This is a genomic window from Bartonella sp. AP19HLJMH (genome assembly GCF_042196245.1).
Taxonomy (GTDB): domain Bacteria; phylum Pseudomonadota; class Alphaproteobacteria; order Rhizobiales; family Rhizobiaceae; genus Bartonella.
Window position 1 is genome coordinate 88418 of sequence record NZ_JBHIPX010000006.1, and the last position, 15498, is coordinate 103915.

At 37.6% G+C, this 15498-nt stretch carries 14 protein-coding genes; 7 read left to right on the top strand and 7 right to left on the bottom strand.

Features of this window, described 5'->3' with window-relative positions; translation table 11 throughout:
* Positions 1-397 precede the first annotated feature (397 nt).
* Positions 398-1705 carry an MFS family transporter gene (locus tag ACFINR_RS04705; RefSeq protein ID WP_375612016.1) on the bottom strand — a complete coding sequence of 436 codons (1308 nt, stop codon included), beginning with the start codon at positions 1703-1705 and terminating at the stop codon, positions 398-400.
* Between the two features lie 213 nt (positions 1706-1918).
* Here ACFINR_RS04705 and ACFINR_RS04710 point away from each other — a divergent pair, with 213 nt between their 5' ends.
* From ACFINR_RS04710 to ACFINR_RS04740, 7 genes are all read left to right on the top strand, one after another.
* Complete coding sequence (locus tag ACFINR_RS04710; RefSeq protein ID WP_273722957.1) at positions 1919-2713, top strand: thymidylate synthase; 795 nt, start codon at positions 1919-1921, stop codon at positions 2711-2713.
* Positions 2710-3219: a dihydrofolate reductase gene (locus ACFINR_RS04715; RefSeq protein WP_375628859.1), complete on the top strand. Its 510-nt coding sequence runs from the start codon at positions 2710-2712 to the stop codon at positions 3217-3219. Before ACFINR_RS04710 ends, ACFINR_RS04715 begins: the two co-directional genes overlap by 4 nt.
* 119 nt (positions 3220-3338) lie before the next feature.
* Complete coding sequence (gene hflK / locus ACFINR_RS04720) at positions 3339-4478, top strand: FtsH protease activity modulator HflK (protein ID WP_375612019.1); 1140 nt, start codon at positions 3339-3341, stop codon at positions 4476-4478.
* 2 nt (positions 4479-4480) lie between these two features.
* Positions 4481-5419 carry a protease modulator HflC gene (gene hflC, locus ACFINR_RS04725; RefSeq protein WP_375606990.1) on the top strand — a complete coding sequence of 313 codons (939 nt, stop codon included), beginning with the start codon at positions 4481-4483 and terminating at the stop codon, positions 5417-5419.
* 151 nt (positions 5420-5570) lie between these two features.
* A complete protein-coding gene (locus ACFINR_RS04730; RefSeq protein ID WP_375652762.1) occupies positions 5571-7094 on the top strand; it encodes a Do family serine endopeptidase in 1524 nt (507 codons plus the stop codon).
* Positions 7095-7799: 705 nt separating this feature from the next.
* Positions 7800-8672 carry a tRNA (adenosine(37)-N6)-dimethylallyltransferase MiaA gene (gene miaA, locus ACFINR_RS04735; protein ID WP_375652766.1) on the top strand — a complete coding sequence of 291 codons (873 nt, stop codon included), beginning with the start codon at positions 7800-7802 and terminating at the stop codon, positions 8670-8672.
* A gap of 270 nt (positions 8673-8942) precedes the next feature.
* On the top strand, positions 8943-10742 hold the full coding sequence (locus ACFINR_RS04740) for an acetolactate synthase 3 large subunit (protein ID WP_375652769.1): 1800 nt from the start codon (positions 8943-8945) through the stop codon (positions 10740-10742).
* 672 nt (positions 10743-11414) lie between these two features.
* Here the strand turns inward: ACFINR_RS04740 and ACFINR_RS04745 are convergent.
* The 6 genes from ACFINR_RS04745 to ACFINR_RS04770 form a co-directional block, all read right to left on the bottom strand.
* A complete protein-coding gene (locus ACFINR_RS04745; protein ID WP_375652772.1) occupies positions 11415-11828 on the bottom strand; it encodes a TauD/TfdA family dioxygenase in 414 nt (137 codons plus the stop codon).
* Positions 11829-11957: 129 nt separating this feature from the next.
* Positions 11958-12254, bottom strand: a complete 297-nt coding sequence (locus tag ACFINR_RS04750) for a hypothetical protein (protein ID WP_375632346.1) — start codon at positions 12252-12254, stop codon at positions 11958-11960.
* Positions 12255-12793: 539 nt separating this feature from the next.
* Positions 12794-13123: a hypothetical protein gene (locus ACFINR_RS04755; protein WP_375632347.1), complete on the bottom strand. Its 330-nt coding sequence runs from the start codon at positions 13121-13123 to the stop codon at positions 12794-12796.
* A gap of 30 nt (positions 13124-13153) precedes the next feature.
* Entirely contained in the window at positions 13154-13642 is a 489-nt protein-coding gene (locus ACFINR_RS04760; protein WP_375652777.1) for an MFS transporter, read from the bottom strand.
* Between the two features lie 228 nt (positions 13643-13870).
* Positions 13871-14797 (bottom strand): D-2-hydroxyacid dehydrogenase family protein, encoded by a 927-nt coding sequence (locus ACFINR_RS04765; protein WP_375652781.1) that lies wholly within the window; start codon positions 14795-14797, stop codon positions 13871-13873.
* Between the two features lie 236 nt (positions 14798-15033).
* The coding region (locus ACFINR_RS04770) for a tyrosine-type recombinase/integrase (RefSeq protein WP_375652785.1) at positions 15034-15498 on the bottom strand (465 nt) is incomplete at its 5' end.

Consider the following 15498-nt stretch of genomic DNA (forward strand, 5'->3'; position numbering starts at 1 on the left):
AAATGGTATTTTCTATTTTTCATGAAAGGATTTGTTTTGCATGAGGGGGTACTATTAAGAACGTATTAAACAAAATCATGAGTGTAATCTTTATTATTGATAAAATTTCTTGAAAGATAATCACTTTTCTTCGATTTTGAGTGGGCATGGGAATATTAAAATAAATCAAACGTTTTTTATCTTCAGTGAATTAAATTCAACTAAAGAAGTATTTATTACATAATAATATGAAGCCATTTATTTTTATAAGCGGCGTGTGCAGGAGGGAACATTGCTTCTTTAAAGTGTTTGAAGGGATAAAAAATTGTGAGCTTTAAACTTCTATCGGAAAGAATATAAAAAAAAGCCCAGTACTCTGGGCTTTTTTGTTAAAATCCTTGTTTGTTAACATTAAAGGTTAATGAATATCGTCTCCTTGTAAATACCCTTTTTTGCGAGCATCTGGCATTAAGAGAACAGCAATGAATGCAATAATCATCATGCCGGTTATATAAAAATAGAAGACAGATTCATATCCAAGATCTTTTAATCCAAGCGCGACATATTCAGCAGAACCGCCAAACAGTGCGTTGGCAATAGCATAAGAGAGCCCAACTCCTATTGCTCGTACTGAAGCGGGAAACATTTCTGATTTTACAATGCCAGAGATAGATGTATAAAAGCTCATAATGCAGAGCATTCCAGTAATGACTGATAAAGCAATCCATGTACTATCAGTACTACCAATCATATTAAGTCCAGGAATGGTAAAGATAATAGATAAGACACTCCAAATAAGGAGTGAAGTTCTTGTTCCAATTTTATCTGCAAGAGCACCAAAGAGGGGTTGGAGTAACATGAAAACAAAGAGTGCAGCCGTCATGATTGTTGTGGCTGTATGTTTATCAAAGCCAGTGGTTGTGATCAGATATTTCTGCATGTAAGTCGTATAGGTGTAGAATGTGAGCGATCCTCCAGCTGTAAAGCCAATAACCAGAAAGAAAGCTTTTCGGTGGTTGCTCAGAAGTCCCCTAATACTACCAGCTTGTGCACTAGAACGACTTTCTTTGGTCGTTGTCTCATGGAGTGTGCGGCGTAGATAAATCGCAACAATTGCGCCGCATCCACCAATGGCAAATGGAATACGCCAACCCCACGCTTTTAGCTGATCTTCGGTGAGATAAAGCGCTAAAATGAATATAACGAGACTGGCTAGAAGTTGACCACCAATCAGTGTGGTATATTGGAAAGAGCTAAAAAATCCGCGGCGATTTTTGAGGGCGATTTCGCTCATATAAGTTGCTGTTGTACCGTATTCACCACCGACAGAAAGCCCCTGAAGCATTCTGAGTAAAAGTAAAAGAATTCCTGCTGCCATTCCAATGGTTTCATAGGTAGGAAGTAGGGCGATTAAGAACGAACCACCACACATCATAAAAACAGAGATAAGCATTGAGCGTTTGCGTCCGTAACGATCGGCAATGAAGCCAAAAAGCCATCCGCCGATTGGGCGCATAAGAAAACCAATAGCAAAAACACCCGCCGCTTTTAAAAGTTGCGTAACGTCATTGCCATCTGAGGGAAAGAATTGTGATGCAAAATAAATAGATGTAAAGGAATAAACATAAAAGTCATACCATTCTACTAGATTACCTGATGCACTGGACACGATAGCCCAGATACGTTTTCTTGTATCATGTGGTTTTAAAGCTTCTTGTTTTTCCATAGTCGATCCCTTTATTTGATGTTCATCCATCTTTGTTCATTTATGTCATTTTTTTAGAAGCTGTCTATAGTATTTTATCTTTTGCATCAAAAATTTAGTTAGATCATGATAATTTCTTGTGTAAGATGTTTTTGGAAAAAGATTTGAATTATGTTTGTACGGATTTTACAGTTTTTATTTTCTATAATAAGAAGAATCGGACATAATACCCTCATGAAATCATATCTTGCTCTTTTATCTCATGTTTTAAATCAGGGTATTGATCGGACAGATCGAACGGGTGTTGGAACGCGATCTATCTTTGGGTATCAGATGCGTTTTGATTTACAAGCAGGATTTCCGTTGTTGACAACAAAGAAACTACACTTACGTTCAATTATTTATGAACTTTTGTGGTTTCTTAAAGGCGATACAAATATCGCTTGGTTGAAAGAGCATGGTGTGTCAATTTGGGACGAGTGGGCTGATGAAAAGGGAAATCTTGGTCCTGTTTATGGTTATCAGTGGCGTTCTTGGCCCGCTCCTGATGGACGCCATATTGATCAAATTAACAATCTTTTAACGATGATTAAGGAAACGCCAGATTCTCGTCGCTTGATTGTATCAGCTTGGAATCCTGCATTAATAGAGGAAATGGCGTTGCCTCCGTGTCATTGTCTTTTTCAATTTTACATTGCGGAGGGGAAATTATCTTGTCAACTTTATCAGCGTTCGGCGGATATTTTCTTAGGTGTTCCATTCAATATTGCATCCTACGCATTGCTAACGATGATGATTGCGCAAGTAAGCGGTCTTAAAGTAGGCGATTTTATTCATACTCTGGGAGATGCTCATCTTTATTCTAATCATTTTGAACAGGCAAAATATCAATTGTCTCGTATACCAAATGCTTTGCCATGTATGCGCATAAATCCAGCGGTAACAGATCTTTTTTCTTTTCAATTTGAGGATTTTGAGTTGCTTAATTATGAAGCACAACCCCATATTAAAGCGCCGGTAGCAATATGACGATTTCCATTTGTTTAATTGCTGCTGTTGCAGAAAATGGTGTTATCGGTCGTGAAGGTGCCATGCCGTGGCATTTATCGACGGATTTGCAACGCTTTAAAGCTTTGACGTTGCGTAAGCCCATTATTATGGGAAGAAAAACTTGGGATTCTATTGGGAGACCTTTACCAGGGCGTACAAATATCGTCATTACGCGTGATTGTACCTTTTGTGCTGAAGGGGCTGATGTTGCTCACTCTTTATCGCAAGCTTGTTCTCTTGCAACAAATGTTGCTTCTCAAAATGATGTAGAGGAAATTTTTATTATTGGTGGGGGTGAAATTTTTCAACAAGGGTTGCATATGGCTGATAAAATATTCCTTACAGAAGTTTTAGCTTCTATAGAAGGTGATAGTTTTTTTCCTGTTTTTGATAAAGAAAAGTGGACTATTGTGCAAACACAAGATATTCCAAAAGGGGATAAAGATAGTCATCCGACACGTTTTGTTGTTTATGAGCGGAAATAATTTTTTGTAATATGAAGTGGAAGGGTTTATCAGTTGTATTGTAATGAGGTAAGAGACACCCTATAAGATCAAGCAAATGGTTGGTGTTCGAGTAGTGGTAATCAGTTAAAGAGGTGATAATGCCCTGGACAAATCAAAATGGTGGTGGCCCGTGGAGTGGCGATAAAAACAGTGGTGACAAAAAAACACCAGCTAAGAATCTCTTTGGTTCTGGTGGCGGTAATGGTGGCGAAAATGGTCCTAATCTTAATGAAATTTTGCGCAAAGGGCAGGATCAGTTTAAACAATTCGGGAGAAGCAGTTTTTCTGTTTTATTCCTTCTGCTTATTGTGTTTTTTTGGCTATACCAGTCAATTTATATTGTTCAGCAAAATGAACAAGCGGTAGAGTTGCGCTTTGGCATCCCTAAAGAAGGCATTATTGGTGATGGGTTGCATTTTCATTTTTGGCCAATTGAGACCTATATGAAAGTCCCTTTAACGGAAAAAACAATCGCGATTGGTGGGAAGCCCGGTCAGGCGCAACAAAGTGATGGTTTAATGCTTTCGAGTGATCAAAATATCGTTAATGTTAATTTTTCCGTTTATTATCGGATTTCATACCCTAGTCAGTTTTTATTCAATGTGAATGATCAAGAGGGAACTGTCCGCCAAGTTGCTGAGAGTGCAATGCGTGAGGTCATTGGTTCGCGGCCGGTTGATGATGTTTTACGTGACAAGAAAGAAGAAGTTGCTAATGACGTTAGAAAGATTATCCAGTTGACTGTGGATAAATATCAACTTGGTGTCGAAATAAGCCGTGTTTCTATCAGTGAAGCTGCTCCTCCGACAAAGGTTGCTGCTGCGTTTAATTCTGTTCAGCAGGCGGAGCAGGAACGTGGAAGAATGATTGAAGAGGGGAATCGTGTGCGTTTTACGAAAATTGGTTTAGCAAATGGTGAAGCTTCACGCACACGGGAAATCGCAAAAGGTGAAAAGGCACAAATGGTTGAAGAGGCAACAGGGCGTGCTGAACGTTTTCAGGCGATAGCTCGAGAGGCTGCGATTTCACCAGAAGCTGCTCGCTACCGTCTCTATATGGAGACGATGGGGCGGATTCTTTCTTCACCAAATAAGCTGGTTCTTGATCAGGCAAATTCTCCAGCGGTGCCTTATTTACCTTTGAATGAATTGTTGCGTAGCAAGTCATCGGAAAAAGTAAAGGCAACAGCAGCGCGTCCTGCGTTACTCTTAGATTCTCGTATTTCTGGAGGAGATTAATTATGCAGCAATCTCGCTTTTTGTTTGTTTTTAGTGCTATAGTGTTTGTTTTGATGATTTTGTGGATGTCCGTATTTATCGTCTATCCTCGTCAACAAGTAGCAATTAAGCGTTTTGGACAAATTGTTCAGGTAGAATCTAATCCTGGAATCTATTTCAAGGCGCCCTTTATCGATAAGATGATCATTGTTGATAATCGGTTATTGCGTTACGATGTTCCTACACAATCTGTACAGGTTCGTGGTGGTGCGTATTATGAGGTGGATGCGTTCTTTATTTACCGTATTACAGATCCTAAGTTGTTTTTACAGCGCATTGCTTCTGGGCGTCCACAAATTGCGGCACGTGAAAACCTTGCACCACGGTTTATTGACGCTTTGCGTGCTGTTTATGGTAAGCGAGAATTTAAAGCAGCCTTATCGGATGAACGAGGCGCGATGATGGCTGAAGTACAGAAGCAATTTTCTGTAGATGCAGGCTCGTTGGGTATTACCATTGTTGATGTGCGTATTCGTAAAACCGATTTGACTGATGCTGTTTCAGAAGATGTCTATCGGCAAATGGCAGCTGAACGTGAAGCTGCTGCGGAAAATATCCGGGCTCGTGGTCAGCAGGAGCGAGATCGTATTGTGGCAGAAGCTAATCGTGAATATGAAGAAATTGTAGCAGCTGCAAAGCGTGATGCTGAAATTACCCGTGGTGAAGGTCAAGCTGAAAGTATTCGTCTTTTATTGAATGCGAGGGAGGCTAATCCGTCTTTTTACGATTTTTGGTTGGCGATGGAACAATACAAGAATTTAGAGAAAACACCGATGGTGATTTCTCCAAATGAGGATTTCTTTTTCTATTTTCGTAATCCGCCGCAGGCAAATAAAGCATTCTTACCGACAATGAATACTGGCCTCAGTAAAACTGATCCAAAATCGGGAGAGAATAGATAAAATAATGGATTGCAGATACGAGATTTTGCATGAAAAGAATGATCTGTGACCATTTTCTTTTATGGTAAAAGTGGTAGAGAGTATCGAGCCGTGCTGGTTTTACGTAGATAAATTTAGTGGGGCTCTTTGCATCTTTGATTAAAGGCATGTCATGGATAGAAGTATCGTGAGTAAAAATACGTTTTTAAAGTTTTTTATCACAAGAGTTGTTTTTTGTGTGACTTTGTTTCTATCAGGATCAGTGAGTTTGTCTTGGGGAGCCGAGACAAGCAAGGCATTGCTTTCTATTCCTGATTTAGCTTCTGAGCTTTTGGAAACAGTTGTGAATATTTCCACGGCGCAGACTGTTGAAGGAACAGAACAGGATGCAAACACCTCGGTACCCGTTATCCCAAAAGATTCATTGCTGGAGGAATATTTCAGTGATTTTTTTACACCCAAGGATGGTCAAAAAGATAGTCAATTTCAAAAGGTGCGTTCTTTAGGCTCTGGTTTTGTGATTGATGCGCAAAAAGGGATTATTGTTACAAATTATCATGTTATTGTAGATGCTGATGATATTGAAGTTAATTTTACGGATGGTACAAAACTAAAGGCAAAGCTTCTTGGAAAGGATAGCAAAACTGATTTGGCGTTGCTTCAAGTCGATGCAGGAAGTAAAAAATTAAAAGCTGTGCGTTTTGGTGACTCAGAAAAAGCACGTATTGGTGACTGGGTTATGGCTATTGGTAATCCTTATGGTTTTGGTGGAAGTGTGACGGTTGGTATTATTTCTGCACGTAATCGTGATCTTAATGCTGGTCCCTATGATAATTTTATTCAAACAGATGCAGCAATTAATCGGGGAAATTCTGGTGGGCCGTTATTTGATAGAAATGGTGAAGTCATTGGCATTAATACAGCAATTGTTTCACCTTCGGGAGGATCTATCGGTATTGGATTTGCTATTCCATCGGATATGGCTCTTTCTGTTATTAATCAATTGCGTGATTTTGGAGAAATAAGGCGTGGTTGGTTGGCTATTCGTATTCAGCCGGTAACAGAGGATATTGCAAAAAGTTTAAAATTGGACAATGCTGTGGGAGCATTGGTGGCTGGTAAAATAGAACAGACGGAAGAAAATAATGTAGATAATAGCCAGTTACAAACTGGAGATGTTATTCTTTCCTTTGGTAATTCCAAAATTAAGCATGCACGTGATTTGCCGCGTTTAGTTGCAGAAAGTTCAGAAGGAAAAGTGGTGGACGTTACTATTTTACGCAATGGGCAAGAAGCAACAGTAAAAGTTAAGCTTGGACGTTTGATTGAAACAGATCCAAATGAAGATACAGAAGAAGTTGATGATAAAAAAAATCAAGATCTGTCGAAAAACGTGACAATGCAATTTATGGGAATGACGTTATCTGAACTGACAGAGGATTTGCGTCATCGTTATTCAATTTCAGATAAACTTCGAGGACTAGTGGTGACATCTGTTGCACAAAATAGTGCCGCGGATAAAAAGCGTATTCGCGTTGGTGAAGTGATTGTTGATATCAATCAGAGTTCTATCACAACAATTAATGAGGCTAAAAAACGTATTCATAAATTACGTGAAGCTGGACGCAAAAATGCTCTATTTATTGTAGCGCGTCCAGATGGAGAGTTACGGTTCGTAACGCTCCTAATGGATTGATCCTTAAAAAATTATTTTTTGTTTTTTATCAGCCTTAGTGTGTGGGATATTTTGCAAGTCAGCCATGTGATGTCCAATATTTCTCAAGCTCATTTCACGATAGAGAGCATGGGGTGTGCAATATAAAATCCATTGGAAATCATTATATCTTTATGCTGAATATCAAAGTATAAATTGGTGTCATCATAGTATTTTTCAGTTCTCAATATTGTAACAGCCTAGACTTTGAAATGCTGCATAAGAGATATTGGTACACCTTTCTTAAGTCCATTTTTATCTCTGCTTGTGATGCGCACGTAAATGGTATTGATATGATACTTTATGAGGCTCTTATTATAAACCGGCGTAGCATGCTATTTTTATAGGAAAAAATAAAGCTATTTGATTGTATAGATTAAACTTAGTATTATTTTCATAAATGATGACAAAGAGTATATTTTTAATGGCCTTAACGGACAGAATTATTATAGCTGTGGTTTGTTATTGAATTATGATAGCAAAAAATGCTTGGAAATTCCTTTGGTGTTGTTATTAAGTCCATTTTTTCTTTTTTATAAGTTTCATAAGGGGCTTTGTCTTAAGGGGAATTTGTGTTCGTATTTTTGTTTGAAGTATTTACTCTATGATAATGGAGAGAAAATACAGGAAGGCTTTGGGGGTGTCTGCATGTTGCAATAAGTTATTGATTGGGAGAAATTGCTATTCATGACACAGAGAACAGTTACATTAATAGCAGGGCCAACGGCAAGTGGGAAGTCAGAACTTGCCTTGCAAATGGCTCAAGAAAAAAATGCTCTCATTATTAATACTGATTCAATGCAGGTTTATAATGTTTTAAATATTTTAACGGCACGGCCGGGGGAGGCTGATACCGCGATTGTTCCCCATTATCTTTATGGTCATGTGAGTCCTACTTTGAACTATTCAGTAGGGCAATGGTTGTGTGATGTCGAGAAGCTATTGGCTACTTTTTCTTTAAGATCAGTTATTTTTGTTGGTGGAACAGGACTTTATTTTCGTGCTCTTTTAGAGGGGATTTCGGAAGTCCCTCATGTTCCAGATGTTGTGCGGCAGAAGTGGCGTTTGCTGCTTGATAAAGAGGGACCTGAAAGTCTTTATCGCCAGTTGTTGCAGATTGATGCTGTTGTTGCTGAAAAAATTTCTTCGCATGATAGGCAGCGTATTGTCCGTGCTTTGGAAGTTTATGATGCAACCGGTAAGTCGCTCAGTTGGTGGCAGAAACAAAAAACAACACCTCTCATTGCGCCAAATTTGACCGAAAAAATTCTTCTCATGCCACCACGTCCTCTGCTTTATGAACGTATTCATAAACGCTTGGATTCTATGATTGAAAGAGGAGCTTTAGAAGAAGTGGTGGCTATGAAAAAACTTAAACTTTCCCCTTCATTACCAGCAATGAAGGCTATTGGTATACCTGAGTTTATGGCTTATTTGGATGGATATAGAAGCTTTGAGAGTGCTCTTGAAGCGGTGAAAATACAAACGAGGAGATATGCAAAAAGACAAATGACATGGTTTCGTAATCAATTTGATGAAGAATGGATGCTTACTTTTTGATAAAAGAGTTAGAGCTTTGCAAAGAAACTTATCGAAAGATAAAAGATAATTCGTGAAAAAGAAATTTTTTAGAAAATATAATTTTTTATTGACGAATGGTATCAATGGAATTAGAAATCTCTCTACAAGGAATTTTTTATATATTTTATACGTTGGAATAATGGGGGTAATCATACAGTATGTGTTGTGTAATGGGCTCCTTTGGGGGCTTTTTTTATGGGCTCCGTTAGGGGCTTTTTTATTGTCCTATAAAGTAGGTGAGTGGGAAAAATGAGAAATGATCCAAGAAAGCAAGAGAGTGCAGATGGAAAAATAATGTCGGGCGCTGAAATAGTGGTTCAAGCTCTTATAGATCAAGGCGTTGAACATATTTTTGGTTATCCTGGTGGGGCTGTTTTGCCTATTTTTGATGTTCTTTATCACCAAGATACACTCCAGCATATTTTGGTGCGCCATGAACAAGCCGCAGGGCATGCAGCTGAAGGCTATGCACGCAGCACAGGGAAGGTAGGGGTTATGCTTGTAACTTCTGGTCCAGGGGCAACGAATGCTGTTACACCTTTGCAAGATGCTCTTATGGATTCGATACCTCTTATTTGTTTTTCTGGGCAGGTGTCAACAACGGTGATTGGAACAAATGCTTTTCAAGAGGCTGATACAGTTGGAATTACAAAGCCTTGTACGAAGCGTAATTGGCTGGTTAAAAATGTCAATGATCTTGCGGCTATTATTCATGAAGCTTTTTTTCTTGCTCAATCAGGTCGTCCTGGGCCGGTTTTGATTGATATTCCTAAGGATGTTCAATTTGCTTCAGGATTTTATAGAGCACCTCAAGTTCAGGAGTCTTTACATTCTTTTCCATCGTTGAAAGGGAATACTAAGGCTATTGAATCTGCCGTTTCTCTTTTAGTTGAGGCAAAACGCCCTATTATTTATTCTGGTGGTGGTGTTATTTCATCGGGGATGAAAGCTATACAGCTTTTACGTAATTTGGTTCAATTGGGGGATTTTCCGATTACTTCAACATTAATGGGACTTGGTGCTTATCCTGCTTCCGGTAAAAATTGGCTTGGAATGCTTGGAATGCATGGAACCTATGAGGCTAATATGGCCATGCATGATTGTGATGTCATGTTAGCTGTTGGAGCACGATTTGATGATCGTATCACCGGGCGCCTTGATGCATTTGCACCTCATGCGCGTATTATTCATATTGATATTGACCCTTCTTCTATCAATAAAATTGTAAAAGCAGAAGTTCCAATTATTGGTGATGTGGCGCATGTTTTGGCAGATATAATGCAACATTTGCATATGCATCAATCAAAGTTCGATAAAGAAAGTCGTAAAACATGGTGGACGCAAATTAACCGTTGGAAAGCTCGTAATTCATTGGCATATGCGGAGAAAAAAGATGTCATTATGCCGCAATATGCTCTTGAACGGCTGTATGCTTTTACCAAAGATGCGAATGCTTATATTACAACGGATGTCGGGCAGCATCAGATGTGGGCAGCGCAGTATTATCATTTTGATGAACCAAAACATTGGATGACTTCTGGTGGTCTTGGAACGATGGGGTATGGTTTACCTGCTGCTATAGGTGTTCAAATAGCGCATCCTGATGCGCTTGTTGTGTGTATTTCTGGTGATGCCTCCATTCAGATGAATATTCAAGAGCTTGCAACAGCTATTCAGCATGACACACCGGTGAAAATTTTCATTTTAAATAATCAGTATATGGGAATGGTCCGCCAGTGGCAGCAATTGCTGCATGGTAATCGTCTTTCTCATTCTTATACGGAATCTATGCCTGACTTTGTGAAATTGGCACAAGCTTATGGAGCCGTGGGAATTCATTGTTCAAAACCCGATGAACTTGATGATAAAATTCAGCAGATGATTGACTGTGATAAGCCTGTTCTTTTTGATTGTCGTGTTTATCATTTAGAAAACTGTTTTCCTATGATCCCATCGGGATGTGCTCATAATGAGATGTTATTACCCGATGAGGCAAGCGAAGAAGCTATTGCAAATGCTATTTCTTCCGAGGGAAAGATTCTTGTATAAAATGAATATGTTAACAAAATGGTGAAGGATGGTGATGATGAAGTCTTTGGAGTCTTCATCTCTGTCACTTCTTTGTGGAGAGTTCCTATTATCCTTAGAGCTCATTTTATGATTTTCATTCTTTGTTTAAAGACATGGGGTGTATTATTATTTGTTCATCTAAAAAATATTATAAGTTGTGTGCACAATTATGTTTGAATTTATTTGTACGCGATGTTTGTTTTTTTAATTCATATGTTCACATTAATAGCTATTTCGTTGCATTTTTTAGATAATACGTTGAATTATCTGTTATAAATTAATTATGTTGTCTCATATATGAAAGATTCCATCGTGCAAGAAAAAAATCCACTGTGCTTGAAGGGGGCAACCATGCAAACCGTCATACTTGTGAAAACAATAGAAAAGTTTGTCACTATGTTTTGGTTTCGCATTATGAAATTACTCCAAATCGCTCTTTCAAGGGATTGATAGGAAAATCTCCCTAGCGGCTTGAAAGGAAGGGCAAATATAACAAAAAGCAAATGCAGCCATAGAAAATCAATAGGTCACCATAGCTTATAATCAGGTAGTAACCTCACCTGATTATGCGGGAGGAATCTATACATATGAGATGTATCGTCAATATATATAAATCAGAATAATACTCACCATTATATCATTATCAGGACATTAGCATTGAAAATCAAATACTCTTTCTTTTATTTGTTCTACATATCTATGATTCCATAAATCTGCAGACACAAACACTCTTTGAATCCACCGCATTGGATTTTCATAACTATCAAATGATCCAGAAAATTTATCTCTAGAGTGTAGAGCCATTCTGTTATCAATGTATAATAATCTTCCTGGTTGTACATCAATTCCAAAAGATACAGCCTTAATAGCTTCATAAAAATGATCTAAAGCTTCCTTGGCTTTTTTTGATTGTGGCTCTAACATGCCTGGATAAAAAACAGCGCTGATATCTGGGAATTCACCGTCCCCTTGAACGAGGGGCACTTTACTTGTAGAAGTTACCCCATTTTTTCTCCATCTATAGGGCACATTAATTATATATAAATTATCCCTTAAGCTCCTCAAATCCTCCTCACTTCAAAGTTTTAAAGCTAGACGTGCATCAGATATTCTCGTTAACGGACCATCAACACCATTGCGAACACCAGATAAAAGTATCCCCTTTAGGAGATAAATTTAAATCCGTTATAAATTTTAGTACAGCATTTTCATATGAAAATCTAACTCAACTTCAGATCCTAATCCTGTATAATCTTTTTTATTATCTTCTAAAGGAACTAGGTTATTTACTATATGTTCGCCTTCAAACTTAATTGAATAAGGCTCTCCGATCAATAAAGAAAACATCATAATTAAATTTTCGCTAATATAGCCACTTTTACAAGACGCATCTAAATTGTAAGGATTAGGTGACATATTAATTTGTCTATCAACAGGAAGGTTTTCAAAGATTAAATATGGTCTAGGGGTAATAGACACTTTTTGGTTCATAAGAATTGTCAATATTCTATGTGGTAGCAGCGAAAATGCTATTTTTTTAACTCAACCGAATATTCAATACCACCGTATGGATCATAAATAACATGGTCTAAAGCCTCTCAAAGTTTGTCTCTTTATTGCTCAACTAAAAAGTATTTTCCATTTATCATTATAATTTCCCCCAATTATATTTCCCTACTTTTTTATTAAAAAAGTGAAAAAACAATAATTAAAATCAGCCATGTTAGTAAATAAGTGTCTGTAAAATCTTGGATTAATCCAAATAATGGTGGAGTAGTAATAATTGCGATTTGATTTACAGATATTGCTAAGCCCAGAGAAAACACAACGCTTTCTTTCGGCTTAAGAGTCTACAATATAAGCAGCCCAAGGGCCATACCATTCCATTCCCAAAAAACTAACCAAGCAGATAAAATAGTTAAATAAATTATGGATCCACTTATGCCCAAAATTAATATTAAAAATCCAAAAACGACTGCAATCATGCAAAACAAGACAGGAAAAAATTGTCCTTTTTTACAATGATCACACTACGCTGCTAAAATAATTCTTCCTAAGGCACCAGAAGCCTGTGAAACAAAAAATAAATAAGCACTTTTATCTAGAGACAGGTGATAGATTCTATAAAAATAGATCGTTATAAAAATGGTTAAAACATATTGAACGATCACAAGTGAAACGCTTGGAAAAATAATATTCTTCATATGAGGCGCAGCCAACAGTGCAAGACGAGATCTTACATTTGCATAGAACGAAATTCTTGCCTTGCTTTTTGGAACGATAGCGATAACTTTTGCTGGTGAGTGATAAAAAATAATAAATATACATCCCCCTAAAAAAGAAACTATGGCACCGACCAAAACGCACCTTGTATGCCATAGACAAGCACACTAGCAGGAAGAACTATTCCAGCTAATGCCCCCACAACCTAATGTTAACCCCGCCTGCCTTATTCCCATTGCAAATCCGCGCTGCGATTGTGGAAACCATGAAGAAACAGATTTAGCGCCACCGGGTTGAGCAGAACTATAAAATTCCCCTATAATTAGCAAACAAACCAAAAGGGAAATATAGTTATCTGCGATTGCTCCCAACAAAAGAACGACAGAAACGCCGACCGCGCCAACTCCAACAATATAGCGCTCGTTAAACTTGTCTAGTAATTCGTCAGCTACAAGTAAGCCAATAATAGGTAGGAATTGCGCTGCTGAAGACAGCAAACCTATTTGAGAGTCACTAAGCGAGAAATCCTTCTTAAAAAATTCAGCTAAAGGACCAATCCCTTGAACAAAGAAGCAGGCTGATGCTTGAGCGATCGTGGCAACAAGCAATATAATCCATCTATAATAATTTTTTCCTATAAATTTATTATTGCTCACTCCGCCCCCCTCCAATTAAAGTGTATTCCAATAAAGTGGCCTTTTTTAATGATTGCAATAATAAATTGTGTATTTTATGCTGATTACATAAAAATCTGTCCATACTATTGGTATTAATATGAAAACTAAGGAATATGCTTAATTTAAGGAAATAAGCTATTATGTGTCGTGCAAATTTGATACGCTAGCGATATAAGATAAATTTTACAAACATTGGCTCAGCCGGCATTAAGCGCTCTTCATAAAAGATGCTATATTTTGGCAAGCTTTTTCAATATAATTCTCAAAGCTTTCTTCAGTCACATAGCCCAGATGTGGCGTGCAAAGAACTCTATCTGATTGCAATAATTTGCTCCCATATACTGGCTCGCTGTCATAAACATCCAGTGCAAAGTAAGTTGAATTTTCCAAACTTAGTATTTTTTCTATCGCCCCTTTTTCAACCAAAGCTGAACGCGCTGTGTTAACAAAAATAGCATGTGGTTTCATGCTCAATAGATCATCTAATTTTATGATTTCTCTGGTTTTATCGCTTAAACGTAAATGTACGGATATAATGTCAGGACGTGTAAAAAATTCATCTTTTGAATGCGTAAAATGATAACCTAAATTTTTTGCTTCTTGCGTTGAACGCTCGCTCCCATAAACTAAAATGGACATGCCAAAAGCTTGAGCATATTGAGCAACCATTTTACCAATACGCCCAAACCCGAATATTCCAAGAGTAGCCCCTTTCATTTGGTTGCCAAATGTTGTTTGCCAGCGTCCTTTTTTCATATCAGACACAGATTTATAGAGTTTTCTACGCGCAGACATAATTAAGAGCCAGGCAAATTCAGCAGCAGAAGTTGGATCTCCACCACCGTCTAATATTTCAATTCCTAAGTCTCTACAAGCTTCTATATCAATATGTGAACCTATAGGGCCTGTTTGGCAGATTAATTTTAAATTTGGCAGTTTCAGGAGAAGATTTCTATCAACTATAGTCCGCTCTCTAATTAAGATAAGAATATCTATCTCTTTGAGCTTATCTTCTAAATTACATTCTTTAGCTAAATTATTTATAACCAGCACTTCATGCGATTTCATTAATTTTGTAATAGACTGTAATGTTAGAGTGGCTTTTTGATAGTCATCTGGAATTAATATTTTCAATTTAAACCTTCCGTTTCATTCATCAATATTTGAGCTCATTATTTCATTTCTAAAACAACCAAAAAGCAATCTCATCGCTGATATTTTGACATAACACCAAGCCTATTAACAAATTATACCCCTTGATTTATTGTTATTTCTAGCAACGGTAACAAATAATAATTAAATCAAAAAGTTATATTTGTAGTAAGGGATTAGGTGCTTATTGATTCTATTATGTTTTTTTATCTCTATCCCTAACTTTTTTGGAGCTTTTGTATCGATTCAAGGGAGAGTTTTTTGCGATCTGCGCTCTTGGTATAAAGAGATGCCATACTGTCATTTGTCCAGCCAAAGAGTGCTTTCAATTGTGATACTGTTGCACCAGAGTTAGCTGCGCGTGTTGCTGCTAATTTTCTTAAGCCATGCGCTGATTTTTTGATACCTGCTTGGGTACAAGCATTATAAAATGTAATTCCGAAGCTTTTTTTGGGTATTTTTTTCCCGCGTTTACCACAAATGAATGTTTCTTCTCCAATAGGACCAACTTCAAGCGTTTTGGCTAAGTCCGGTAAAATAGGTAGAAAGACATCTGTTTTAAATTGGCTCTTTTCTGTTTTGATGTGAATGATATTATCTTTGACGTCTTTCCAGCCAATGCGGACCGCATCACCACGATGCAAACCCGTATACAAAAGGACATCAATCCAAACGCGTTCATG

What these genes read in the sequence shown, in the direction of transcription:
- ACFINR_RS04705 (WP_375612016.1), bottom strand. Translation starts at nt 1,705, where the DNA reads ATGGAAAAACAAGAAGCTTTAAAACCACATGATACAAGAAAACGTATC.
- ACFINR_RS04710 (WP_273722957.1), top strand. Translation starts at nt 1,919, where the DNA reads ATGAAATCATATCTTGCTCTTTTATCTCATGTTTTAAATCAGGGTATT.
- ACFINR_RS04715 (WP_375628859.1), top strand. Translation starts at nt 2,710, where the DNA reads ATGACGATTTCCATTTGTTTAATTGCTGCTGTTGCAGAAAATGGTGTT.
- hflK (WP_375612019.1), top strand. Translation starts at nt 3,339, where the DNA reads ATGCCCTGGACAAATCAAAATGGTGGTGGCCCGTGGAGTGGCGATAAA.
- hflC (WP_375606990.1), top strand. Translation starts at nt 4,481, where the DNA reads ATGCAGCAATCTCGCTTTTTGTTTGTTTTTAGTGCTATAGTGTTTGTT.
- ACFINR_RS04730 (WP_375652762.1), top strand. Translation starts at nt 5,571, where the DNA reads ATGGATAGAAGTATCGTGAGTAAAAATACGTTTTTAAAGTTTTTTATC.
- miaA (WP_375652766.1), top strand. Translation starts at nt 7,800, where the DNA reads ATGACACAGAGAACAGTTACATTAATAGCAGGGCCAACGGCAAGTGGG.
- ACFINR_RS04740 (WP_375652769.1), top strand. Translation starts at nt 8,943, where the DNA reads ATGAGAAATGATCCAAGAAAGCAAGAGAGTGCAGATGGAAAAATAATG.
- ACFINR_RS04750 (WP_375632346.1), bottom strand. Translation starts at nt 12,254, where the DNA reads ATGAACCAAAAAGTGTCTATTACCCCTAGACCATATTTAATCTTTGAA.